The organism is Qipengyuania sp. 902 (genome assembly GCF_051195295.1).
Classification (GTDB): domain Bacteria; phylum Pseudomonadota; class Alphaproteobacteria; order Sphingomonadales; family Sphingomonadaceae; genus Qipengyuania.
In genome coordinates this window covers 161140-182474 of record NZ_JBNJLJ010000003.1, presented here as the reverse complement: position 1 = coordinate 182474, position 21335 = coordinate 161140, and the positions used below count along the sequence as shown (strand labels likewise).

Genomic DNA, 21335 nt, shown 5'->3' with positions numbered 1-21335 from the left:
AGCAAGATTTAGCGCCCGACCTCTTTCGCGACCGCATCCAAGATGCCGTTCACGAATTTCGCCTCGCGATCGTCGAAGAATGCTTTGGCGACGTCGACATATTCGCTGATCGACACAGCCTTGCCGATATCCTGCCGGGCGAGCAGTTCGTAGGTTCCGGCCCGCAGGATCTGGAGCATGGTCTTGTCGAGCCGCGCCAGCGTCCAGCCTTGCGCGAGGCGGGCGGTCAGCAAACCGTCGATCTCCTCGCGCCGCGCATCCACACCGGCGACGACATCGTCGAAGAAGTCGACATCCGCCTCCGCATATTCGTCGTCTTCGATCACGCGGCCGAGGCGGTGCTGGTGAAACTCGTCGAGCAGCTTGGCGAGCTTCGTGCCCTCCATTTGCTGCTGGTAGAGCGCCTGCACGGCGCCGAGGCGGGCGGCGCTGCGGGCCTGGCTGCGTCTGGTCTGGGTCACTTGTTCAGTCTCACGGAAATCGAAAGGGCGTGCGCGGGTAGGCCCTCCGCCTCGGCCAGCTTGACGGCGGCGGGGCCGATGGCGGCCAGCGCCGCATCGGAGGCGTCGATGAAGCTGGTGCGCTTCATGAAGTCGAGCACCGACAGCCCGCTGGCAAAGCGCGCCCGGCGCCCTGTGGGAAGGACGTGGTTGGGGCCGGCGACATAATCGCCGACCGCTTCGGGTGTATGCTTGCCGAGGAAGACGCTGCCGGCATGGCGCAGCATGTCGAACATCGCCCGCGGATCGGCGACCATCAGTTCCGCATGCTCGGCGGCGAGGCGATCGGCGAGGGCAGGGGCCTGATCGAGACTGTCGACGATGACGATCAGACCATGCGCATCCCAGCTGGCGCGCGCGGTCTTGCCGGTGGGTAGCGACAGGAGCGCGCGATCGATACTATCGCGGACCATGCCTGCGAGCGGCGCGTCGTCGGTGATGAGGATCGACTGGCTGGTTGGATCGTGCTCCGCCTGGCTCAGCAAATCGGCGGCGATCCAGTCCGGGTCGTTGTCCTTGTCGGCGATGACGAGGATCTCGCTGGGTCCTGCAACCATGTCGATGCCGACGACACCGTAGAGCTGGCGCTTGGCCTCGGCGACCCAGGCATTCCCGGGGCCGGTGATGACATCCACCTTGCCGATGCGCTGCGTGCCGTAGGCGAGAGCGCCCACGGCCTGCGCGCCGCCGACGCGCCAGACCTCGTCCACGCCCGCGATATGGGCTGCGGCAAGAACAAGCGCATTGCTCTCGCCCTTGGGTGTCGGCGTGACCACCACGAGCCGCTCCACCCCAGCGACCTTTGCGGGAACGGCATTCATCAGCAGCGAAGAGGGATAGGCCGCGCGCCCGCCAGGTACGTAAAGCCCCGCCGCATCGACCGGAAGCCAGCGGGCGCCGAGACGCATGCCGATATCGTCGGTATAATCGCGGTCTTCGGGGAGCTGGCTCTCATGATAGGCACGAATGCGGCTCGCAGCGAGTTCGAGCGCGTCGCGAAGCTCGCCATCGAGGGCGTAATAAGCCGCCTTGCAATCCTCGGCTGAAATGCGCCAGTCGCTGTCGGAGGTCAGCCGGTGCTGGTCGAAGCGAGCGGTGTAATCTACAAGCGCCGCATCGCCGCGCTCCTTCACCTCGTTGAGTATGTTCGCGACATCGCGCGCGACATTGCCGTCGCTCTCGCGCCGGTCGCGTACGACCTTGTCGAACTTCGCCTCGAAATCGGCGTCGGAAGTGCGGAGCAACTGCATCAGGCGGCTTTGCGCTCGGTCGCGTCGCGGCGGAACGCCTCGACCAGCGCGGCAACCCGCGGGTCGGTCTTCAGTGCAGCGCGATTGACGATCAGGCGCGCGGTGATGTCGATGATATGGCCGGTCTCGACCAGTCCGTTTTCCTTGAGTGTCTGGCCAGAAGACACAAGGTCGACGATCCGCCCGCACAGGCCGAGCGATGGTGCGATCTCCATGGCGCCATTGAGTTTGACGCATTCGGCCTGCACGCCCTGTCGCTCGAAGAAGCGACGGGTGAGGTTCGGGTATTTGGTGGCGACCCTGACATGGCTCGCCCCGTCGACGCTGGCAGCACCTTCCTTAGGCTCGGCAACCGCGAGGTGGCAGTGGCCAATGTCGAGATCGACCGGCGCATAGAGATCGGCGTAGTCGAATTCCTCGATCACGTCGGAGCCGACGATGCCCATTTGCGCCGCGCCATGCGCCACGAAAGTCGCGACGTCGAAGGCGCGCACGCGGATCAGGCGCATGTCGTCGCGCGTGGTGCCGAAGGTAAGCGAGCGGTTGGCCTTGTCGTGGAACGCCTCTTCAGGCACCACGCCGGCGCGCGCCATGACGGGCAGGGCCTCGTCGAGGATCCGCCCCTTGGGCACGGCAAAGGTCAGGCTGTCGCTCATGGCCGCGCAGATAGGCAGCGAAGGGACAAAGGGCAACACGAATGGCAGACCAGGCGGTCATGGATATCGTTTCGGTTCCGCAAGCGATTGCGTGGCAGGCCGAACATGCCGAAAAGAACGGTGCGCCCGGAACGGCGCGGATCGTCCGCGCCCTGCTCGCGCTGGAGGATAGCCAGGCTGCGACCGCGCGCCGGGTTCATGGCTGGCAAGGGTTGAGCCTGCGCGATGCCATGCCGTTGCGGATCGCAGGCGGCATTCACAACCTCCTGCTGTCGGGCGAGGAGCCGCGGCTGGAGGACGTCTACGCCGGGCGCATGAGCGACCAGGGGCAGGTCGATGCGCTGGTGCGCGAACTGGTCGAGACTTACGATGCGAGGCTGATGCCATGGCTCGACGGGCCGCCGCAGACCAACGAGGCGGGTCGCTCGGCGAGCCTGATGGCGGGGCTGCTGTGGCTGGCGGATGGCCGGGTCGCGCCGCAATTCGAGCTGCTGGAGATCGGCGCGAGCGGGGGCATCAACACCATGATGGGCCGCTATCGCTACAATCTCGGCGGTGTTCGGGTGGGGCCTTCGGCGAGCCGGATGGTCATCGAGCCGGAATGGCGCGGATCGCCGCCGCCAGAGAGCGAGCCGATGCTGGTCGACGCGCGCGGCAGCGACATCGCTCCGGTCGACCTGACCGACGAGGCGCAGGCGCTACGGCTCAAGAGCTACGTTTGGCCCGAAGCCTTCCAGCGCATGGCACGGATCGACGCCGCCATTGCACTGGCCGAGCGCATGCCGCCGGAAATCGAGCGGATGGACGCGGGCGATTGGGTGGAGCAGGAGCTGACCAAACCGCAGGACGAGGGCGTCACGCGCGTGCTGATGCATTCGATCATGTGGCAGTATCTTCCCGATTTCACGCAGGAGCGGATCACCGCTGCGATGGAGAAGGCGGGCGAGGCCGCCGACGCCGACCGCCCGCTCGCCTGGCTGTCGCTCGAAACGAATCGCGAGACTTTCGCACATGATCTGCATGTGCGTTACTGGCCCGGTGGCGAGGAGGAGGTGCATCTCGCCAATGCCCATGCGCACGGCGAATGGGTGGAGTGGCTCGGCTAGTCGGTTCGTTCGAGAAACTCGGCCAGCGCCCGATTATAGGCCTCGGGCGCTTCCCACTGCACGAAATGGCCGCAGTCCGGTATGCGGACGATCTCGGGATTGTCGATGACCTCGTCGAGATCGTCGAGATTGGCGGGCGGCAGTGCCTGATCGTCCATCGCCCAGATGACCAGCGTGGGGATCGTCAGCTTGGGCAAGGGGAAGGGCTGGTAATCGTTGGGTAGTTTGTAGGGCGCATCGAGCGGCAGGACTTCCATCGGACTTGCGCGGTAGTAATTCAGCATACCGATAGCCGCATCGGGATCGGACCAGTCCTGCAGCAGCCGGGCCTGCTCTTCGGGCTCCATCGTCGAGGCGACCTCGCGCCCTTCGAAAGCCTTCATCAGGACGGGGAGGAGGCCATGCTCGCGGATCAACGCATCGTTCACTGTGTCGCGGAACGTCGAGAAATACTGGCTCGCCTCCCGCTGAGCGCGATTGGTGTAGAGCAGTTTCGGAAACAGCAGCGGATGCGGTGCATTGGCGATGGCCGCTCGCGTCACGCGGCCGTTCATCATGCCCGTATAGGCCACGCCCCAGGCGATCGCGCCGCCCCAATCGTGGCCGACGATGGTAAAGCGATCGATCTCCAGCGCATCGGCGAGCGCAAAGACGTCACCGATAAGCTTGTCCGGCGTATAGGCCTCGACTTCCTGCGGTTTGGACGAACCGCGATAACCGCGCTGGTCGGGCGCGATGCAGCGATAGCGGTCGGAGAATGCCGGGATCTGGTTGCGCCAGGTGCGAAGGCTTTCGGGAAAGCCGTGTAGGAAGATCAGCGCCGGGGCGTCGCGTGGCCCCTCATCGACGATATCCAGCTCGATCCCGTTGGCAAGTGTGACGCGCTTCTGCTCCAGCCCGGCCATCAGCCCTCGGCCTTCATCTTTTCCATGTAGCCGCTCGCGACCATTGCGGCGACCTGATTGAGCAATTGCTCCGGGGTGCGCCGCGCCTCGCCCATCGCCTGTTCCATGCCCTGCGCCACGATCACTTCGCGCTCGCCCCTGGCGACGGCATCGACGATCCATTTCGCCGCCTCGCCCGGCGGGATGCCGTTGTCGATGACCTTGTCCGAACGCCCGCGCTTGCTGCCGTCGGAAGTGAGGGCATTGCGGCTGACATCGGTCGCAACGGAGCCGGGGTAGATGACATGAACCTGCACATCGCTCTGAGAGAGTTCGGCGCGCAGCGCGTCGGCATAGCCGGCCAGACCGAATTTCGCCGCGCAATAGGCCGTCCGCATCGGCACGCCGACCTTGCCGGCGATGGAACTGATAAACAGCAAATGTCCGCTGCCGCGCTCGGTCACATGCGGCAGCAGCGCCTGCGTCGCGGCAATCTGCGCGGTGAGGTCGATGTCGATGATCTCGCGATAGACCTGCATGTCGGTATCGACTGCCGCGCTGCGCTGGGACACTCCGGCATTGGCAACGAAGATATCGACGCCGTGCCACGCGACGGCTTTGTCGGTCGCGTCCTTCATGGCGTCATCGTCGCGCACGTCGAAGGGCAGGATGAGCGTCTCGGTAGAGATGCTGTCCGCCACTTCGGTCAGCCGCGCTTCGTCGCGACCGGAGAGGATGACCCGTGCCCCCCTCTTGGTCCACTCGCGCGCTAGTGCTGCGCCGATGCCGCTGCTGGCACCGGTGATCCAGGCGGTCTTGCCTTCGAAGTTCATATGATCCCCCTCAAGGATAGGTTACGGTTTTGGGTGCGCCATCGGGCAGCGGGATTCGCTCTTCGCTATCGCCCGGCACGTCGGCGAAGCGTCCTTCGCGCCAGTCTTCCTTGGCTTGCTGAATACGGTCGCGGCTGGAGCTGACGAAGTTCCACCACGCATGACGTTGCGTTTCGAACGCCTCGCCACCGAGCAGCATGACCCGCCCGCTGGACTTGCTTTCGAGGGTCATATCGCGCCCCGGCTGCAAAACATTAAGCGCAAACTTCTCGAGCTTGTGCCCGTCAAGCTCCGCCTCGCCTCCCACCAGCATGACGGCGCGTTCGTCCGCCTCGTCCTCGATGGGAATCGCGCCGCCTGCTGCGAGCACGATTTCCGCATAAATCGTGTCGGCGTAGGTCGTGGTCGCAGCGCGTTCGCCCCACAATTCGCCCATGATCACCACGGCCTTCGCGCGGCCGTCCTCGATCACGGGAAGATCCTTCACCGCTTCGAAAGCCGGATCGATCTCCTCGCGCCCGTCGGGCAGGGCGAGCCAGGTCTGCATGCCGTAGAGCTTCGGTCCTGCGCGGCGCTCCTCTGCGGGCGAGCGTTCCGAATGAACGATCCCCTTGCCCGCCGTCATCAAATTCACCTGCCCCGGCCGGATGGTCGAGAAACTGCCGATGCTGTCGCGATGGTCGATCGCGCCTTCGAACAACCAAGTTACCGTCGCGAGGTTGATATGCGGATGGGGGCGCACGTCCATCCCGCTGCCGAGATCGAGCTGCGCCGGCCCGAACTGGTCGACGAAAATGAAAGGGCCGACCATCGATCGTGCCTTCGCCGGAAGCACGCGGCGCACTTGAAACTGGCCGAGATCGTGGGTGGTTGGGGTCAGCGTCTCGGTGATCTGGCTCATGCGTCATCCAGCTCCTCGTAATGGCGGAAGATGCCATCCTCATTGAAGGGGATACGCGCCTCGCTGTCCAGATAGCTCGCGACGCCTTCGATTTCTGCCACCGCGTCGCGGCAGGCGATGAGCTTTGGGTAGTCGTCGCTGGCGGCGGCCATCCGGAGCGGGAAAGCATAGCGTAGACCTTCGACCAGCTGGAACAGCGAGGTGTCGACGTGGCTCCATTTTGCGCCCGCCATGAAAGGTCCTGGTTTGACGGACAGGGCCGCTTCGAAATGATCGAGATATTTCGGAATGCGCTCTTCGCGAAATGCCTTGGCGGCACGCTTTGCCGCATCCTTTTGGTCGTCGAAATACAAGCCGCTCGCCACCGGGTGATGGGTGTCGTGCACCTCGGCGACGATGTCCGTGATCGTGAGCTGCAACTGGATCAGGTGGAGATCGGTCGCCGCATCGCCGGTGCCCAGATCGTGCCTGTCGGTCAGCCAGGCTAGGACATGCGCGACCTGAGCGATCGCGAAGCCACTCTCCCGCTCGACGAGATAGGGCGGCGCATAGGGCGCGAACTGGCCACTCTTTTCGCGCGCCTCCATATCCTCGACCAGCGCCTGCGCATCGCCGGTTCGCGCCCGGTCGCGGTATGTAATCCCGGCGGCTGCCAAGAACAGGCGCACGAATTCGCCACGTCCCTGGATCGATGGCCAATACCAGAGGTCGTAGGCGGGCGACGTCATGGCGTCGGCGCCGATGCCTGGATGGCGAGCGCATGCACCCGCTTACCCGGAATGTCGCCGAGCGCTTTGTTGACCATCCGTTGGCGTTCGAGCCGGGACTTCTCGGCGAAGGCCGCAGCCTCGATGACGATGGTAAAGTGCGATTCGCCGCTGCCGTCGTCACCCGCGTGGCCGTGGTGCTTGGCGCTGTCGTTAATCACTTCGAGGCGCGTGGGCTCGAAAGCCTCGGTAAGAAGCGCTTCCATTTCCTGCTGTACCTGTCCGGCCATTGGGCAATTTCTCCTCTTGCGGGGTTTGCATGGCGAGCATTGCTCCCCATTCTACAACGAATGCGCCAGACGAGGTTCCACGGACGATACGAAGATACCGGCAGGGTCTGCGCCCACCCTACTTGCGAAGAGGCCGGCGAATTTCGCGCCCCCGGTGGCCGCGGGCATGGCTTCGACGGTCCGGGCGAGTGGCAATGGCTGTGCCTCGACCACGTGCGCGAATTCAACGCGGGATACGACTGGTTCGAGGGCATGAGCGCGGAGGAAATATACCACGCGCAGGCTCCGGGCGCGGGCTGGCGGACGGAACAACCGGCGTATCGCCCGACCGCCGGTGTCGACGGAATGCCGCGCTGGGCCGATTACGACGACCCACTGGACGCGATCTCCGCGCGGGCCGCAGGCATCCGCAGCCGCGCCCGGCGCGAAGCGGAGATGGCGATGGATGGGCGCTTCAGCCGCGAGGAGGCCGAGGCGCTGGAGACGATGGGCCTCGGCACGAATATCGACCGACAACGGCTACGTCGCCGCTATTCCGAACTGGTGCGCCGTTATCACCCGGACCGTAACGGCGGGGACCGACGCCACGAAGCGCGATTGGGGCGGGTGGTTGAAGCCTACCAGCTGCTCAGGAAATCGCGCGCAATCGTCTGATCAGTCCGCTTCGCACAGCGCCTTGAGCTGGTCCGCGCAGGCACCCCTGCCTTCCTCGAAGCCCATGTCCGCATGCTGCTTCATCGCGTCTTCCGTCCAGTGGCGGGCGCGGGCGGTGTAGCGGGTGCCGTCACCATCGGCCTCGATCTCCCAAATCCCGATCATGAAGAGATCGGAGGGTTCGAAGTCAGATTTTACGGCGTCGGTCGTCACGAAGCGACGGCCCTCGTCCCATGCGAGGAAAATGCCCTCCTGCGGCAGTTCCTCGCCTTGGGGGCCGCGCATGATCATCGCGCTGCGCCCTCCGGGACGCCTCTCCTGCGCGATCATTTCGATCGTCCAGGGCTTGGCACACCACCATTCTTCCTGCCGGTTGGCGAGGACATCCCACACCTTCTCGGGGGCGGCGTGAATGCTGCGGGTGATCGAGAGTTTGTGCATGGCAGGCATCCTTGAAATCAGTCGTTCGCTCGTGATTGCGCGATAAAGTCGATGTCATTGGCATAGGCTTCGCATCGCGCGATTTGGGTGGGCCTCACCGGGACTGGCGGAGCAAACGTGAGCAGTTTTCGCTCACGTTTCCATCGTAGCCGCGGAAAAAATTGTTTCGAATCCGCCGAAGATCATGCGCTTGCCGTCGAACGGCATGTCGAGCTTTTGCCAGCGCTCGTCCGTTTCCATCGTGGCGAAACAGGCGTCGGCCGTCGCCCTGTCGGGCCAGACGATCCAACTGAAGACCACGCTTTCTCCCTCGTCGAGAGAGACGGCCCGGCGAAGGTCGGTCTGCTTTCCCTCGGGAACATCGTCGCCCCAATTTTCCATCATCGACAAGGCGCCGTACTCCTTGAAGAGTACCCAGCCGGCCTCGGCTGCGGCGATGTACGCCTTTCGGTTGCTGTCGGGCACTGGCTGCACGAAGCCGCTGACATAGGTCATTCAAAACTCTCCTCATCCAACAAGCGAGCCGGCTGCGGCTCGCCATTTGCCAGACATCCTCCTTTGAGTTACAAAAAGCAACAATGAAGTTACCAAAAGAAACTAATCCGGGTCTGGGCATTCATGGTCGCTGGTATGACGATGCTTGCGGGACGGCCTTCGCGATGGAACTCATCGGTGAGCGCTGGTCGCTGCTCATCATCCGTGAACTGATGTTTGGCTCGCGGCGCTTCTCGGATCTGCGTGCCAGCCTGCCCGGCGTATCGGCCAAGGTTCTGACCGAGCGGCTGGCTGGCCTGTCAGATGCGGGGGTCCTGAAAAGGCGCAAGCTCCCGCCACCCGTTTCCGCTCAGGTCTACGAACTTTCCGAGTGGGGATATGCGGCCGAGCCACTGATACAGGAACTCGGTCGATGGGCCGCAATGTCCGCGCAGCACGATCCGACGTTGCCACTGTCGCCGGTCTCGCTGATGCTATCGATGCGCACCATGTTCGATCAGGAGAAGGCGCAAGGCATGGATTCGGAGATCGGGTTCGACTTCGCGGGCGAGCAATTCATCGCGACGCTGCGTAAGGGCGCGCTTCAAATCTCGCGGGGCGAGCTGCGAGAGGCGGATGCGGTTTTTCGCGCTCCTGCTGCACCGGTCATGGCCGCTATGCTGTACGCCGGGGTTCCGGTCTCGCAGCTCGAGGACGAGGCGGGACTTGTCATTGAGGGGGATCGCGAGCGCGCGCTCGCCTATGCCGATATCTTCGAGCTGCCGGACAAGCTCGCCTAGCCCTGTCGGAACGCCCAGCGCAATGTCCGGCCCATGCCCCAGGTCGCGGCTCGTGCGGGGATGCTGGCGAGACCGGGCCGCTCCAGGCCGAGCATGGAGCGGGCGAAGGGCGGCAGGAGCGCGACTGCTTCTGCACCCAGCATCGCCTGAACCGCCGGCGGCGAACCATCGGGCTTTTGGGTCAATACCAGTTGCGCCACTTCTCGCGCCGCTGGCGAGGTCTGCAAGTCGCCGCGCAGTTCGCGGAACAGCGCCTGCGCCTGGCGCCGGTCCAGCGGCACCGGATCGGCTCCCAGCGCGCGGGCGATGACGGCGAACTGGCGATAATATTCGTCCTGCTCGCTGCCCGGCATGTCGGGGCGGACGTGGCGCAGGTAGCCGGCGAGGAAGCTGGTCGCCTCTGCGGCATGAACCCAGGCGAGAGTACGCGGGTTGGTCGCCTCATAGGGCGTTCCGTCGGGCAGCGTGCCGCCGACCTTTGCGTGGATGCGATTGACCCGCTCGATCGCCGCCATGGCGTCGTCGCGGTGACCGAAGGTGGTGACGGCGATGAAGCGCGCGGTGCGGCGCAGGCGCCCGTGCATGTCGGCCCGGAAATTCGAATGGTCGAGCACGCCCTGTAGCGCGTGGGGGTGCAGCATCTGCAGCAGCAGACCGCGAATGCCGCCAACCATCATGCCGACGATGTCCGCATGCACCAGGCGGATCGGCGAATCCTTCTCGAACAATGCCTCGTCCGAAACCGGCACCGGCTGCTCGCCGCCTTCGACATCGTTGAACACGCCGCGTACCCGCTCCACCAGTTTGAGGCGCAGCTTCTCTGAAAGGGGGTCTTGCGGCATCGCCAGCCAATATAGGCTTGGCGCAGCGGATATAAATGCCTAGGTCGCGCAGGCGATGAACGACATGACCGACAAGAGCTTCGATGCCGCCGCCAAGACGGTGCTTTCCGCGCCCGACACTGAAGTCGATGTGCGCGAAACCTTCGGGATCGATATCGACTGGAAAGTCCCGGCCTTCTCCAAGCCGGACGAGCGCACGCCGGATCTCGACGAGAATTACGTGTTCGATCCGGACACCACGCTCGCCATCCTGGCCGGTTTCGCCCACGACCGCCGGGTGATGGTCCAGGGCTATCACGGCACCGGAAAATCCACGCATATCGAACAGGTTGCCGCGCGCCTCAATTGGCCGTGCATCCGCATCAATCTTGACGCGCATATCAGCCGTATCGACCTTGTCGGGCGCGACGCGATCGTGCTGCGCGATGGCTTGCAGGTGACCGAATTCCGCGAAGGCCTGTTGCCTTGGGCCTTGCAGCATCCGGTGGCGCTGGTGTTCGACGAATACGACGCCGGCCGTCCGGACGTGATGTTCGTGATCCAGCGCGTGCTGGAGCAGCAGGGCAAACTGACCCTGCTCGACCAGAACCGCGTGATCCGCCCCGATGCCAACTTCCGCCTGTTCTCCACCGCGAACACGGTCGGCCTCGGCGATACGAGCGGGCTTTATCACGGCACGCAGCAGATCAACCAGGGTCAGATGGACCGCTGGAACATCGTCGTCGGCCTCAACTACCTGCCTGCCGAGACCGAGCAGAACATCGTCGAGGCGAAGAACCCTGACCTCGATCCCAAGGTGCTGGCGGACATGATCAAGGTCGCCGATCTTTCGCGCCAAGGCTTCATCAACGGCGATATCTCGACCGTCATGAGCCCGCGTACCGTGATCACCTGGGCGCAGAATTATGCGATCTTCAAGGACGTCGGCTTTTCCTTCCGCCTCTCCTTCCTCAACAAGTGCGACGAGGAAGAGCGGATGCTGGTCGCGGAATATTACCAGCGGGTCTTCGGCGAGGACCTGCCGGAAAGCGTCGTTGGCAAGGGTTAAGCCTGCGCCCTCTATCCATAACTGTATTATTTGTTTAATACAGTAGGCAATGGGCGTATTCGATTCCTTCAGACGCAGGCCGCAAGCCGAGCCCGAGCCGTCGGGCCATAGCGGCTATTACGCGACGCATGACGCGTTCGATTACGACCAGTCGCCTTACGACGATTGGGACGACCGGCTCTCCAGTCTCGATCATGCTTTTGAAGCCGAAGAACGCCGCCGGCTGCGCTGGTGGCAAAGAGACTATTGGCTCGGCCGCCGGAAGCGCTGGTGGGCGGGGCGCATTATGCTGGCCCTTATTGCCCTGTTCATCCTGCTGGCCGGTTGGCTGGCAATCACCGCGCCGCTCTCCAAGTCGCTCGAACCGATTGCCCCGCCGCAGATCACATTGCTGGCTGCCGACGGAACGCCGATTGCCCGCAACGGGGCTATCGTGGACGAGCCGGTCGACGTGGACGCCCTGCCGCCGCATGTGGTGGAGGCCTTCCTCGCGATCGAGGACCGGCGTTTCTACGACCATTGGGGCGTCGATCCCCGCGGGATCGGGCGAGCAATCTTTACCGGCACAGGTGGCGGCAGCACGATTACTCAGCAGCTTGCAAAGTTCACTTTCCTGACGCCCGAACGCACGCTGACCCGCAAGGCGCGCGAAGCGTTGATTGCCTTCTGGCTCGAAAGCTGGCTGACCAAGGACGAGATCCTCGAACGCTACCTTTCGAACGCGTATTTCGGCGACAACGTCTATGGCCTGCGCGCGGCCAGCATGCACTATTTCTACCGCAAGCCGGAAAACCTCAAGCCCAACCAGGCGGCCATGCTGGCGGGCCTGCTCCAGGCACCGTCCCGCTATGCCCCTACCAAGCATTACGACCGCGCCGAACAGCGCATGGGCCTGGTGGTGAAATCGATGGTGGCGGCGGGATACATCACCGAGGCCGAGGCGCGTGGGATGACGCCCCCATCGCTCGATGTGCGGCTCAAGAGCGACTTGCCGACCGGCACCTATTTCGCCGACTGGGCGCTGCCCGAGGCGCGCAAGGAGGCCGACGGGGGCTATGCCCGGCAAACGCTGACGACCACGCTCGACAGCCGCCTCCAGGCGATCGCGCGCGATGTGACGAGCCGTGCGCCGCTCGGCTCCGCGCAGGTGGCGCTCGTCGCGATGCGACCCAATGGCGAAGTCGTGGCGATGATCGGCGGCAAGGATTACGAGAAATCGCCGTTCAATCGCGCGACGCAGGCCAAGCGCCAGCCGGGATCGACCTTCAAGCTGTTCGTCTATCTCGCTGCCTTGCGGGCCGGTTGGGACCCCGACGATCGTATCGCGAATACCGCCTTCACCCAGGGCAGCTATCGCCCGAAGAATTCTCGCGATCGCTATTCGGAGAGTCTGACGTTGGAAGAGGCTTTCGCGCAGTCCAGCAATGTCGCCGCCGTGCGCCTGTTCGAAGAGGTCGGCAGCGAGAAGGTGATCCAGCTGGCGCGCGACCTCGGCGTCACCTCGCCGCTCGCCAAGGGCGATCCCAGTTTGGCGCTGGGTACCAATACGATGAGCCTGCTGGAACTCACCTCCGCCTATGCCGCCGTGGCCGGCAATGCCTATCCGGCAGAGGCCCACGCTTTCGCGAAGCCGGAGCGCGGGTTCTTTGAGAACCTCTGGGACGGGCCATCCAGTTTCTCGTCATCGACGCGGGATGATATGCAGCAGATGCTTCGGGCCGCGATCAACGAAGGTACCGGCCGCGCGGCCATGCTGAGCGGTCCGAACTTCGGCAAGACCGGCACGACGCAGGATAATCGCGACGCGCTGTTCGTGGGCTATGCGGGAGATCTGGTGGTCGGCGTGTGGATCGGCAACGACGACAACTCTCCACTCGACGGGATTTCCGGCGGCGGCCTGCCGGCGCGCATCTGGCGGGACTTCATGAACCGCGCGCTCGGCGTACAGGCGACCGGCCAGCCTGCGCCGCGCGAACAGCGCGATCCGGGCACGCCCGTCGAGCCGCTCGATGTGCCCGACATCGGCGATATCCCGGTGGGCGATGGCAATTCGCGTATCCGGATTCGCGACGGCGAGGCGGTGTTCTCGACCGAGGTCGACGGCATTCCGATCGATATACGGATCGGCGAAGACGGGATCGGGATCGACGACCAAGCGATCGAAGAGGCACGTCGCCGGGCGGAAGAACGCCAGATCGAGGCCGAGGAGCGTTACGAGGAAATCAGACGCCAGCGCGACGAACGCCTGCGCGATTTGGAGAGTGCTCGCTTCTAGCCTTGCGGCTCCGCCATCAGCACATTCATGACCGCTGTGGCAATCGGGCGCTGCGGATCGTCCTGCCACGCCTCGACCGTTAAGTTCGCGCTGCGACGACCCAGCTTGGTGATCCGTGCTTTGGCGTATGTCGCCTGGCTCTTGCCTGCCGCCAGATACTGCACCGTAATGTTGATCGGCTTGAGCACGGCCGAGCGATCCCGGCGCTCCAGCTCTGTCCGGAGCAGTGCATAGCCCGCCGTTTCCAGCAATCCCCCGGTCGCCCCACCATGATAGTGCCCCGGGCGACCTTCGACGGTCTCGTCGAACTCCACCCGCATGACAGGCGTGCCGTCGTCCTCCCGGCGCTCCAACCGGATGCCGAGCGAGCGTGCATAGGGAGTCAGCGCATCCATATCGGTCGGTTCAGCCATTGGGCACCACCGGACTTTGCGGCGCAATCTTCATGAAAACAGCCTGGATATGCGCGACCGGATCCTCGGCATCGCCGTCATGGGCAAGGCCCCGGACGAAGGCGGCGCTGCGGGTCAGACGATAGCATTGCGAGCGACCAAAAACGCTCGCCCCTTCGCGCGCCGGGCGCACATAGTCCACTCTGAGGTCCAGCGTTGCGATGGCGCTGAATTCGTCCATCGTGCGCCAGATCGCCATGCCGCTGGCCATGTCCATCAGGCTGAGGATCGGGCCGGAGGCGAGCACCCGCTGCCCCTCTTCGCCGAGCAGGTCCTCGCGCCAGGGCAGCTCCAGCTCCACCCAGTCGTCGCCATGGTCGGAATAGGTGAGGCCCAGCCAGCCCGAATGCCCGCGGGCGGTGAAGAACTTGGTTGCCTCAGCAGGATCGAATTTGCGTGCTTCGCCGGTCATCGCGGTGCCCGATAGCGCGCGTTATCGTCCGGCATCAATCGATTTAATGGCCAATCGGCCTAGAACCCGCCGCCGGCCAGCGTGTCGATTGCGCCCTGCAAAATGATGGCGGCGGCGTGGCTGTCGATGCGCTCGGCGCGTTTGGCGCGGCTCATGTCCTGCGCGATCATTGCGCCCTCGGCACTGGCAGTGGACCAGCGCTCGTCCCACAGCAGCACTGGCAGGCCGAGCGCCAGCGCGACGTTGCGGGCGTAGGCGCGGCTCGCCTGCGCGCGCGGGCCTTCGCTGCCATCCATGTTGCGCGGCAGGCCGATGACGACGCCCTTGATGCCGCGCTCGCTCGCCAGCGCGCGCAGGCTCTCGCTATCCTTGCCGAACTTGCCGCGTTGCAGCGTTTTCCCCGCCGTCGCGAAGCGCCACTCGCGGTCGCAGGTCGCAATGCCGACGGTCTTGGTGCCGACGTCCAGCCCCAGCAAGGCACCGCCATCGGGCAGCGCGTCGCCATATTCCAGCGCGTTGTCGGTTACGATTGCGCGGGCGTCCATGCCGTCACCCGCCGCACCACGTCTTCCTGCAAGTTTTTCCAGAACAGCGGGATGTCGTAGACGTGATAATTTCCGCCCGGCAGCACGCCCTGGCCCAGTTCGGGCGGATCGCCGATGTAGAGAATCCCGTTCTCTCCACAGCGCGCGCCGACCGCACCTGCGACAAGCTCCGCCGTGGCGAGGCTGTCTTCCGGCACCAGAGTGCCGAGATTGTCGCTGGCAGGCGCTGAGCCGCCGGTCATGCCGGTCAGCGGATTGACGCAGAGCACCGGGTCCTCGGTCCCGCGCGGCTCTCCATCGAGTCCCGGCATCTGGCTATATCGTGTGAGTAGCTGCCCGGGATCGCCGTCGTCAGCGAAGCTCAGATAGCTGAAGACGCAGGCGGACTGGCCGGGCGATGCGCACGCGGGCAGGGGCAGGGCGGGCAGGTCGTGCGCCAGCGAAATCGGCCAGCCGGGCGCATAGACCGCCGCGATGCGCGGCTCGAGGTCGCTTCCCGCAACCACGTCCCGCAGCAAGCGCAGAACATGGGCTGCGCCTTGGCTGTGCCCGGCGAGCACGATCGGTTTGTCCGGACCGACGCTCTCGACGAAATAACGGAACGCCTGCTCGACATCGACATAGGCCGCGTCGATGGCGCGAGTGGCCTCCTCGCGGTCGGTAAGGAAAGCGCCGACTGCTGCCTGACGGTATTTCGGCGCCCAGACCTCGTCGGCGCGGTTGAAGGGACTGGCGAGGCCGCGCAGGAATACGCGTGCCAGCTGGTCGGTATCGGCATCGTTCAACGGCGCGTTCCAGTCACCCAGGGCACCCTTGGTATAGCTGGTCGGGGGCACGAAGAAGACCGCGAAATCCGGCAGCTCGCGCGGGTTTGCGATCTCGCCGGGCTGCGAATTCACGCCGACTTGCGGTGCGCCGCGGTCGAGGCTTTGCTCTGCGGCGGGCGCATCTGGGGATGGCGTGCGCTCTGCCGGATCGGGGTAGCCTTCCGCGACCGCAGGCTGATAGCGGGCCGGATCGTTCGCGCCGAGGCCGGGGCGCGAATACCACATCGCCGGGTTGTGGTAGGCGTTCTGGTCCAGCGGCTCCTGCTCGACAAAGTCGCCGCGCGGCACGAACGCGATCTCGGTCGCTTCACGCGACCAGATCGACAGCGCGATCCCGCCGACAATAACCAGCACGATCAGGAACGAGACGATGTAGAGAAACTTGCGGACCATGCGTTCAGGCGTCCTTCGGTTCAAATGTCTTCACGTCGTCCACGTCCTCCATCCGAGCAGAGCGGCGCTGCAAGGCGGTCTTGATCATCGCCAGCAGCGGATCGGCGAGCGCGATCCCGAGAATCCCGAACAGCACGCCGAAGATCAGCTGTGCCGACAAGACGAGCGCGGGGGCGAGATCGACGGTCTTTTTCGCGATCATCGGAATGATGACGTAGCCGTCGAAGTTCTGGACTAGGAAATAGACGAAGATCGTATAGAGCCCCATGTCGGTCCCGCCGGAAAAGCCGACCAGCACCATCAGCACGCCGGAAACGATCGCGCCGATATTGGGGATGAAGGCTAGTAGGCCCGTTAGTAGGCCGAGCAGGGCAGCCATCGGCACCGGATCGATGCCGATCAGCATGCCGCCGAAAGCCAGCATGATCCAGGTGAAGAAGCCTTCGAACAACATGCCGAGCAAGCGCCCTGCCAGCAGGCGGCGCAGGGTTTTCGCCATGTGGCTGAAAGTGTCGTAAAAGGCATCGCGGTGGCGCGCCGGGATCATCCAGGCCGCCCCGCGCTCGTAGATGTCGGGATCGACGGCGAAATAGATGCCGATGATCATGATAAGGAACAGCGTCGTCAGCCCGCCGACGACGCCGCCGATGGCCTGCGTTACCGTCCCCACGCCGCTTGCCAGCGATCCTGCGAAGCTGCGAATGTCGCCGGATTCGATCGCAAAGCCCTTCGACTGCAGCCAGCCAATCGTGCGGCCGATCTGCTCGGTGACGATATCGGGGAACTGTGCCGCCTGCTGCGAAATTTGGGAACCCGCGAAATAGCCGAGCCAGATAAGAAATGCTGCGGTCAGCAACAGCACGATGGCGATGCGGAAACCACGAGCGATCGGCAGGATTCGGGCCAAGAGGCGTGCTCCGCCATCGATCAGCGCGCCGAATACCATGGCACCGAAGATTACGAGCAGCGACTGGGATATGTAGACCGCCAGCACCAGCAGGCCGATTACGATCCCCCAGGTAAAGGCCTTACCGATTTCGAGGCGCAGTGCCCGGCTGTCGATCCGGGTCGGGCTCCTGCCGAGGTCGCTGCGCTCGCTGTCGGACATCTTATTTGCTCCCCTGTTCGAAGGGATCAACTCGCCGTGGCGCTCCGGCGTTCCACCACCGCGGGGCGCAACGTTGACCACGCCCGCCCTTCGCGCAGGCTCGTCCACCAGGTCACCGGGTTGAGCGTGGTCGTTCCGTCGAGTGAGAAGGTGATGAACTCCGCCCGGCCGCCGATGTTCTCCAGCGGGATCGGCCCGAGCAGGCCGCGCGAGCTAACCAGCTCACGGCTGTCGGAGGAATGATCGCGATTGTCGCCCATCACGAAGACTTCGCCTTCCGGCACGGTGATCTCGGGGAAATTGTCGAGCGCCGTGCGGGTATGGTCGATCACCAGATAGGTCGCGCCATTGGGTAGCGTCTCGCGCATCACCGGCACCCGGCAGACCAGCTCACCGGCGTCGTTGCGGGCGCGGAAATTGTCGAGATTGAAGCCGTCGCAGCGCGAATTGGCATCGAGCGGCACGTCCAGCGCAGGCTCCACCCGCTGTTCGATCGGCGTCCCATTCAGGATGATCTGCCCGCCGCGCACAGCGATCCGGTCGCCGGGCAATGCGACGACGCGCTTGATGTAATCCTCGTTGCGCTCCGGGTGCACGGGGATTACGATGTCGCCATATTCGGGCGTGTCAGCCATCACCCGCCAGTCGCCGCGCGGGGCGAGATGGAAGCTGATCGAGGACCAGTTCCAGCCATAGGGATACTTGCTGACGATCAACCGATCGCCGACCAGCAGGTTCGGCATCATCGATTCCGACGGGATGTAGAAGGGCTTGGCGATGAAGCTGTGAAACGCGAAGACCGCGAGCAGCATTAGTGCGAGGCCGCGGATTTCCGCGAGCCAGTCGACCTTTTCGTCCTTTGTGTCGGAAGACTTGGCGATGTCGTTCATTGCCGGGGTGCCGGTACTCATGCGGGAAGGGCCTCGATGATCACATAGGCCTGTGCCCATGGGTGATCGTCCGTGAGGGTGAGATGAATGCGCGCCTCATGGCCCTCCGGCACCATTTCCGCAAGCCGGATTGCAGCGCCACCGGTAAGCGCCAAGGTGGGCGCACCGGATTTGGCATTCACGACGCCGATGTCCTTCATGAAAACCCCGCGCCGGAACCCCGTACCGACGGCCTTCGAGAACGCTTCCTTCGCCGCAAACCGCTTGGCGTAGGTGCCTGCGATGGTGAATGGCCGCCGCCGCGCCTTGGCGCGTTCGATCTCGGTAAAGACGCGGTTCTCGAACCGTTCTCCGAAACGGTCGAGAGAGTTCTGGATTCGCTCGATATTGCAGAGGTCGGAGCCGAGGCCGATGATCATATGCGCGACTCATCCATCAACATGCGCATCCGGCGTACAGCTTCTTCCAGTCCCACGAATACAGCTTCACCAACAAGATAATGGCCGATGTTCAGTTCGGCGAGTTCCGGAATGGCCGCGATCGGCTTCACGTTTTCGTAGGTCAGACCATGCCCCGCATGCGGTTCGATTCCGACGCTGCGCGCGGCGGCGGACATCTTGGCGATGCGCTCCAGCTCGCTCCTTTCGCGCTCAGCATCGCCGTCGAGACCGGCGTGGGCGTATTCGCCGGTGTGGAATTCAACCACCGGCACGCCGAGGCGCTGGGCGGCGTCCAGCTGCCGCTCGTCCGCCTCGATGAACAGCGAGACGCGGATGCCGTTGTCCTTCAACTTCCACACGATCGGTGTCAGCGTGTTGTGCAGTCCGGCTGCATCCAGCCCGCCCTCGGTCGTCCGCTCCTCGCGCTTTTCGGGCACGATGCAGGCCGCATGCGGCTTGTGGGAAAGAGCGATATCGAGCATCTCCTCGGTCGCTGCCATTTCCAGGTTCAGAGGCAGGTCGGTGGCCTGCTGAATGCGTCGAAGGTCCGCATCGCGAATATGTCGTCGGTCCTCGCGCAAGTGCGCTGTAATACCGTCACCGCCTACGCTGGCGACGATGTCGGCCGCGCGAACCGGATCGGGATGATCGCCGCCCCGCGCATTCCGGATGGTGGCGACGTGATCGATGTTCACGCCGAGGCGAAGTTTGCTGGGAGGTGAGGGATCGGTCATGTCGCGTCTCCACACGCTGCGGCGGACAGGATGTCGAAGGATCGCCCCTGCTGTTGCCACAGCTCGCCGAAATCGAAGTTCTCGTCCTTCACTGCGAGCACGAGCGCCATCTCGGTTTCGGGAAGGATGAAATTTCGCAGCTGGTACCCGCCGATCGCACCGTGCCGCTCGACGATCCGCACCGGGCCGTCGCAACCGGCAAGCGGCACGTCATAGACCCATTGGCCCAGCGCCATATGGCCGAGTGCCGGATCGCTCTTCCACATTTCGGCTCTCGCTTCGGGTGACAGGAGCCTGCCGTCGAGGAGCGCGCGGTTGAAGGCGATGATATCGTTCAATGAACCGACGATCCCCGCCGAAGCGCCGTAGCGAGAGATGTCGAAGGGAAACTCCGCGCCGCTGCGCGCGAGGCTGCGCGGTCGCCGAGTGGCAAGCATCGGCCCATGGACTCCGGCAGCACGAAGGCGTTCACCGATCAGGGTGCCAATCGGTCTGCCAGTCACTAATTCCAGCACCGCGCCGAGCACGATGTAGTCGCAATTGTTGTAGGTCCAGCCTCCGGCTGGGAGCGCGCTGCGTCCGGCAAGGCACCATTCAAGCCCGCTCGGTCCGGTCGAATAGAAATCGGGAACGCCGTTCGCATCCACCGGGCTCTCGTCCGGATTGCGCAGCCCGGACTCGTGCCGGAGCAATTCGCGTATTGTGGGCGAGGCGAGATCTCCGGCAGGCGGGAGCGGGAGGTAGCTTGTCGCCGGGGCATCCAGCGCCAGCGTCCCGCGCTCGACCTCCTGCATGACAAGCGTCGCCACGACCTGCTTTGTGATCGAGGCCCACGGCCAGGTCGCGTTCTCGCAGTCCGGCGCGCTGCGCACCCAATAGGTCAGACCATCGCGGTATAGCTGGACCTCGCCGGGGAAATCCTCGCCGACCGCGGAATCGAGCCCGGCGTAAAAGGGCGGACGGACAGGCTCGGCAGCTTCGTCGCCTAGCACCGATAGAGGCTGCAAGGCGCAGGCGAGCGCTGGTCCGGCGGTGCTCGACCAGACGAGCGCCAGCAAACCTGCGAGAAGCCGCATCAAGCGGCGCGGCTCCCCGGTTTGGTCACGGGTATGGCAGCAAGTTCGTCCGGCACCTCGTCTTCCGCATAGCTTGGGAAGGTAATGTCGATCAGCGGGAAGAAGGGCACGCCCAGATCGGCAGACCCGTTGCTGCGGTCGACAAGCGCGCATTCGGCGATCACCTCGCCACCTTCGCGGCCGACTGCTGCGATTGCCTCGCGGCTGGAGAGGCCGGTGGTGACTACATCCTCCACCATCAGCACCTTGGCGCCCGGTTCGAGGCGGAACCCGCGGCGCAGGTGAAATTCGCCTTCGGGCCGCTCGAGAAACATGGCGTCCTTGCCAAGGGCGCGGCCCATTTCGTGGCCAATGATGAGGCCGCCCATCGCCGGGCTGACCACCACATCGACCTCGTTGCGGATTTCGCGGGGAATTTTTTGTGCCAGCGCCCGGGCGAGGTTTCCTGCGCGTTCCGGGTTCATCAGCACTCTGGCGCATTGCAGATAATGCCCGCTGTGCCGCCCGCTGCTGAGCTTGAAATGGCCTTCGAGCAGGGCTTCGCTGGCGCGGAATTCGGAGAGGATTTCGTCTTCTGTCATACCGCCCCGGCTCAAAGCGTGTTGCGCGCGATTGCGCAAGAGGCAAAGGATAATGCATAATTTTGTCGGTTGGGCGCTTGAGGCACAGGCCATCCCTGCCTATAGGGCAGCCCAAATCCCGCCCATTCCCGGGTCGTTGTACCATGGGCGGCCAATTCTCGATGGTCCTTCCAAAGATCACCGGGCCGAGCTGAAAACGAGATACGAAAGAGCGTC

The 21335-nt window shown here is 64.3% G+C and carries 26 protein-coding genes; 5 read left to right on the top strand and 21 right to left on the bottom strand.

What is annotated here, in order from left to right:
* Positions 1-8 precede the first annotated feature (8 nt).
* From nusB to hisG, 3 genes are read right to left on the bottom strand one after another with little or no spacing between them, the layout of a single operon-like run.
* A complete protein-coding gene (nusB, locus tag ACSH0F_RS10550; RefSeq protein WP_435202557.1) occupies positions 9-461 on the bottom strand; it encodes a transcription antitermination factor NusB in 453 nt (150 codons plus the stop codon).
* A complete protein-coding gene (gene hisD, locus ACSH0F_RS10545) occupies positions 458-1750 on the bottom strand; it encodes a histidinol dehydrogenase (RefSeq protein WP_435202555.1) in 1293 nt (430 codons plus the stop codon). The genes nusB and hisD overlap by 4 nt, the downstream gene beginning before the upstream one ends.
* Positions 1750-2406, bottom strand: a complete 657-nt coding sequence (gene hisG / locus ACSH0F_RS10540) for an ATP phosphoribosyltransferase (RefSeq protein ID WP_305932098.1) — start codon at positions 2404-2406, stop codon at positions 1750-1752. The genes hisD and hisG overlap by 1 nt, the downstream gene beginning before the upstream one ends.
* A gap of 41 nt (positions 2407-2447) precedes the next feature.
* On the opposite strand from hisG, the gene ACSH0F_RS10535 reads away from it, so the two are divergent.
* The gene (locus tag ACSH0F_RS10535; RefSeq protein WP_435202553.1) at positions 2448-3512 is read left to right on the top strand and encodes a DUF2332 domain-containing protein; all 1065 of its coding nucleotides are present in this window, start codon (positions 2448-2450) and stop codon (positions 3510-3512) included.
* Here the strand turns inward: ACSH0F_RS10535 and ACSH0F_RS10530 are convergent.
* The 5 genes from ACSH0F_RS10530 to ACSH0F_RS10510 are packed head-to-tail and all read right to left on the bottom strand — an operon-like array spanning position 3509 to position 7127.
* Positions 3509-4417: an alpha/beta fold hydrolase gene (locus ACSH0F_RS10530; protein ID WP_435202551.1), complete on the bottom strand. Its 909-nt coding sequence runs from the start codon at positions 4415-4417 to the stop codon at positions 3509-3511. The genes ACSH0F_RS10535 and ACSH0F_RS10530 overlap by 4 nt on opposite strands.
* Positions 4417-5229: an SDR family NAD(P)-dependent oxidoreductase gene (locus ACSH0F_RS10525; RefSeq protein ID WP_435202549.1), complete on the bottom strand. Its 813-nt coding sequence runs from the start codon at positions 5227-5229 to the stop codon at positions 4417-4419. The genes ACSH0F_RS10530 and ACSH0F_RS10525 overlap by 1 nt, the downstream gene beginning before the upstream one ends.
* 10 nt (positions 5230-5239) lie before the next feature.
* Positions 5240-6130 carry a pirin family protein gene (locus ACSH0F_RS10520; RefSeq protein WP_435202547.1) on the bottom strand — a complete coding sequence of 297 codons (891 nt, stop codon included), beginning with the start codon at positions 6128-6130 and terminating at the stop codon, positions 5240-5242.
* Positions 6127-6858, bottom strand: coding sequence for a glutathione S-transferase (locus ACSH0F_RS10515; protein ID WP_435202545.1), 732 nt, complete (start codon positions 6856-6858; stop codon positions 6127-6129). Before ACSH0F_RS10515 ends, ACSH0F_RS10520 begins: the two co-directional genes overlap by 4 nt.
* On the bottom strand, positions 6855-7127 hold the full coding sequence (locus tag ACSH0F_RS10510) for a BolA family protein (RefSeq protein ID WP_435202543.1): 273 nt from the start codon (positions 7125-7127) through the stop codon (positions 6855-6857). Before ACSH0F_RS10510 ends, ACSH0F_RS10515 begins: the two co-directional genes overlap by 4 nt.
* A gap of 60 nt (positions 7128-7187) precedes the next feature.
* Here ACSH0F_RS10510 and ACSH0F_RS10505 point away from each other — a divergent pair, with 60 nt between their 5' ends.
* Complete coding sequence (locus ACSH0F_RS10505; RefSeq protein WP_435202541.1) at positions 7188-7781, top strand: J domain-containing protein; 594 nt, start codon at positions 7188-7190, stop codon at positions 7779-7781.
* On the opposite strand, the gene ACSH0F_RS10500 is transcribed toward ACSH0F_RS10505, so the two are convergent.
* Positions 7782-8222, bottom strand: a complete 441-nt coding sequence (locus ACSH0F_RS10500; RefSeq protein WP_435202539.1) for an SRPBCC domain-containing protein — start codon at positions 8220-8222, stop codon at positions 7782-7784.
* A gap of 132 nt (positions 8223-8354) precedes the next feature.
* Entirely contained in the window at positions 8355-8717 is a 363-nt protein-coding gene (locus ACSH0F_RS10495) for a DUF1428 domain-containing protein (protein WP_435202537.1), read from the bottom strand.
* Positions 8718-8800: 83 nt separating this feature from the next.
* Here ACSH0F_RS10495 and ACSH0F_RS10490 point away from each other — a divergent pair, with 83 nt between their 5' ends.
* Complete coding sequence (locus ACSH0F_RS10490; RefSeq protein WP_435202535.1) at positions 8801-9496, top strand: winged helix-turn-helix transcriptional regulator; 696 nt, start codon at positions 8801-8803, stop codon at positions 9494-9496.
* Here the strand turns inward: ACSH0F_RS10490 and ACSH0F_RS10485 are convergent.
* Positions 9493-10338 (bottom strand): oxygenase MpaB family protein, encoded by an 846-nt coding sequence (locus ACSH0F_RS10485; protein WP_435202533.1) that lies wholly within the window; start codon positions 10336-10338, stop codon positions 9493-9495. The two genes, ACSH0F_RS10490 and ACSH0F_RS10485, sit on opposite strands and share 4 nt — an antisense overlap.
* A gap of 55 nt (positions 10339-10393) precedes the next feature.
* Between ACSH0F_RS10485 and cobS the strand changes: the two genes are divergently transcribed.
* The gene (cobS, locus tag ACSH0F_RS10480; protein WP_435202531.1) at positions 10394-11386 is read left to right on the top strand and encodes a cobaltochelatase subunit CobS; all 993 of its coding nucleotides are present in this window, start codon (positions 10394-10396) and stop codon (positions 11384-11386) included.
* Positions 11387-11435: 49 nt separating this feature from the next.
* Positions 11436-13661: a transglycosylase domain-containing protein gene (locus ACSH0F_RS10475; protein WP_435202529.1), complete on the top strand. Its 2226-nt coding sequence runs from the start codon at positions 11436-11438 to the stop codon at positions 13659-13661.
* Here ACSH0F_RS10475 and ACSH0F_RS10470 read toward each other — a convergent pair.
* Genes ACSH0F_RS10470 through pyrE form a run of 10 tightly spaced genes read right to left on the bottom strand, consistent with a single transcriptional unit; the run spans position 13658 to position 21119 of the window.
* The gene (locus ACSH0F_RS10470; protein ID WP_435202527.1) at positions 13658-14074 is read right to left on the bottom strand and encodes a PaaI family thioesterase; all 417 of its coding nucleotides are present in this window, start codon (positions 14072-14074) and stop codon (positions 13658-13660) included. The two genes, ACSH0F_RS10475 and ACSH0F_RS10470, sit on opposite strands and share 4 nt — an antisense overlap.
* Positions 14067-14525 carry a PaaI family thioesterase gene (locus tag ACSH0F_RS10465; protein WP_435202525.1) on the bottom strand — a complete coding sequence of 153 codons (459 nt, stop codon included), beginning with the start codon at positions 14523-14525 and terminating at the stop codon, positions 14067-14069. Before ACSH0F_RS10465 ends, ACSH0F_RS10470 begins: the two co-directional genes overlap by 8 nt.
* A 59-nt stretch (positions 14526-14584) precedes the next feature.
* On the bottom strand, positions 14585-15070 hold the full coding sequence (ruvX, locus tag ACSH0F_RS10460; protein ID WP_435202523.1) for a Holliday junction resolvase RuvX: 486 nt from the start codon (positions 15068-15070) through the stop codon (positions 14585-14587).
* Entirely contained in the window at positions 15049-16290 is a 1242-nt protein-coding gene (locus ACSH0F_RS10455; protein WP_435202521.1) for a DUF3089 domain-containing protein, read from the bottom strand. Before ACSH0F_RS10455 ends, ruvX begins: the two co-directional genes overlap by 22 nt.
* Positions 16291-16294: 4 nt before the next feature.
* Positions 16295-17398 carry an AI-2E family transporter gene (locus ACSH0F_RS10450; RefSeq protein WP_435202519.1) on the bottom strand — a complete coding sequence of 368 codons (1104 nt, stop codon included), beginning with the start codon at positions 17396-17398 and terminating at the stop codon, positions 16295-16297.
* Positions 17399-17424: 26 nt separating this feature from the next.
* Entirely contained in the window at positions 17425-18309 is an 885-nt protein-coding gene (gene lepB, locus ACSH0F_RS10445) for a signal peptidase I (RefSeq protein ID WP_435202517.1), read from the bottom strand.
* Positions 18306-18707, bottom strand: coding sequence for a holo-ACP synthase (acpS, locus tag ACSH0F_RS10440; protein ID WP_435202515.1), 402 nt, complete (start codon positions 18705-18707; stop codon positions 18306-18308). Before acpS ends, lepB begins: the two co-directional genes overlap by 4 nt.
* Complete coding sequence (locus ACSH0F_RS10435; RefSeq protein WP_435202513.1) at positions 18704-19462, bottom strand: pyridoxine 5'-phosphate synthase; 759 nt, start codon at positions 19460-19462, stop codon at positions 18704-18706. Before ACSH0F_RS10435 ends, acpS begins: the two co-directional genes overlap by 4 nt.
* Complete coding sequence (locus ACSH0F_RS10430) at positions 19459-20538, bottom strand: serine hydrolase domain-containing protein (RefSeq protein ID WP_435202511.1); 1080 nt, start codon at positions 20536-20538, stop codon at positions 19459-19461. Before ACSH0F_RS10430 ends, ACSH0F_RS10435 begins: the two co-directional genes overlap by 4 nt.
* The gene (pyrE, locus tag ACSH0F_RS10425) at positions 20538-21119 is read right to left on the bottom strand and encodes an orotate phosphoribosyltransferase (protein ID WP_435202509.1); all 582 of its coding nucleotides are present in this window, start codon (positions 21117-21119) and stop codon (positions 20538-20540) included. Before pyrE ends, ACSH0F_RS10430 begins: the two co-directional genes overlap by 1 nt.
* Positions 21120-21335 lie beyond the last annotated feature (216 nt).

Coding starts and splice junctions, on each gene's coding strand:
- hisD (WP_435202555.1), bottom strand. CDS start 1,750: ATGCAGTTGCTCCGCACTTCCGACGCCGATTTCGAGGCGAAGTTCGAC.
- hisG (WP_305932098.1), bottom strand. CDS start 2,406: ATGAGCGACAGCCTGACCTTTGCCGTGCCCAAGGGGCGGATCCTCGAC.
- ACSH0F_RS10535 (WP_435202553.1), top strand. CDS start 2,448: ATGGCAGACCAGGCGGTCATGGATATCGTTTCGGTTCCGCAAGCGATT.
- ACSH0F_RS10530 (WP_435202551.1), bottom strand. CDS start 4,417: ATGGCCGGGCTGGAGCAGAAGCGCGTCACACTTGCCAACGGGATCGAG.
- ACSH0F_RS10525 (WP_435202549.1), bottom strand. CDS start 5,229: ATGAACTTCGAAGGCAAGACCGCCTGGATCACCGGTGCCAGCAGCGGC.
- ACSH0F_RS10520 (WP_435202547.1), bottom strand. CDS start 6,130: ATGAGCCAGATCACCGAGACGCTGACCCCAACCACCCACGATCTCGGC.
- ACSH0F_RS10515 (WP_435202545.1), bottom strand. CDS start 6,858: ATGACGTCGCCCGCCTACGACCTCTGGTATTGGCCATCGATCCAGGGA.
- ACSH0F_RS10510 (WP_435202543.1), bottom strand. CDS start 7,127: ATGGCCGGACAGGTACAGCAGGAAATGGAAGCGCTTCTTACCGAGGCT.
- ACSH0F_RS10505 (WP_435202541.1), top strand. CDS start 7,188: ATGCGCCAGACGAGGTTCCACGGACGATACGAAGATACCGGCAGGGTC.
- ACSH0F_RS10500 (WP_435202539.1), bottom strand. CDS start 8,222: ATGCACAAACTCTCGATCACCCGCAGCATTCACGCCGCCCCCGAGAAG.
- ACSH0F_RS10495 (WP_435202537.1), bottom strand. CDS start 8,717: ATGACCTATGTCAGCGGCTTCGTGCAGCCAGTGCCCGACAGCAACCGA.
- ACSH0F_RS10490 (WP_435202535.1), top strand. CDS start 8,801: ATGAAGTTACCAAAAGAAACTAATCCGGGTCTGGGCATTCATGGTCGC.
- ACSH0F_RS10485 (WP_435202533.1), bottom strand. CDS start 10,338: ATGCCGCAAGACCCCCTTTCAGAGAAGCTGCGCCTCAAACTGGTGGAG.
- cobS (WP_435202531.1), top strand. CDS start 10,394: ATGAACGACATGACCGACAAGAGCTTCGATGCCGCCGCCAAGACGGTG.
- ACSH0F_RS10475 (WP_435202529.1), top strand. CDS start 11,436: ATGGGCGTATTCGATTCCTTCAGACGCAGGCCGCAAGCCGAGCCCGAG.
- ACSH0F_RS10470 (WP_435202527.1), bottom strand. CDS start 14,074: ATGGCTGAACCGACCGATATGGATGCGCTGACTCCCTATGCACGCTCG.
- ACSH0F_RS10465 (WP_435202525.1), bottom strand. CDS start 14,525: ATGACCGGCGAAGCACGCAAATTCGATCCTGCTGAGGCAACCAAGTTC.
- ruvX (WP_435202523.1), bottom strand. CDS start 15,070: ATGGACGCCCGCGCAATCGTAACCGACAACGCGCTGGAATATGGCGAC.
- ACSH0F_RS10455 (WP_435202521.1), bottom strand. CDS start 16,290: ATGGTCCGCAAGTTTCTCTACATCGTCTCGTTCCTGATCGTGCTGGTT.
- ACSH0F_RS10450 (WP_435202519.1), bottom strand. CDS start 17,398: ATGTCCGACAGCGAGCGCAGCGACCTCGGCAGGAGCCCGACCCGGATC.
- lepB (WP_435202517.1), bottom strand. CDS start 18,309: ATGAGTACCGGCACCCCGGCAATGAACGACATCGCCAAGTCTTCCGAC.
- acpS (WP_435202515.1), bottom strand. CDS start 18,707: ATGATCATCGGCCTCGGCTCCGACCTCTGCAATATCGAGCGAATCCAG.
- ACSH0F_RS10435 (WP_435202513.1), bottom strand. CDS start 19,462: ATGACCGATCCCTCACCTCCCAGCAAACTTCGCCTCGGCGTGAACATC.
- ACSH0F_RS10430 (WP_435202511.1), bottom strand. CDS start 20,538: ATGCGGCTTCTCGCAGGTTTGCTGGCGCTCGTCTGGTCGAGCACCGCC.
- pyrE (WP_435202509.1), bottom strand. CDS start 21,119: ATGACAGAAGACGAAATCCTCTCCGAATTCCGCGCCAGCGAAGCCCTG.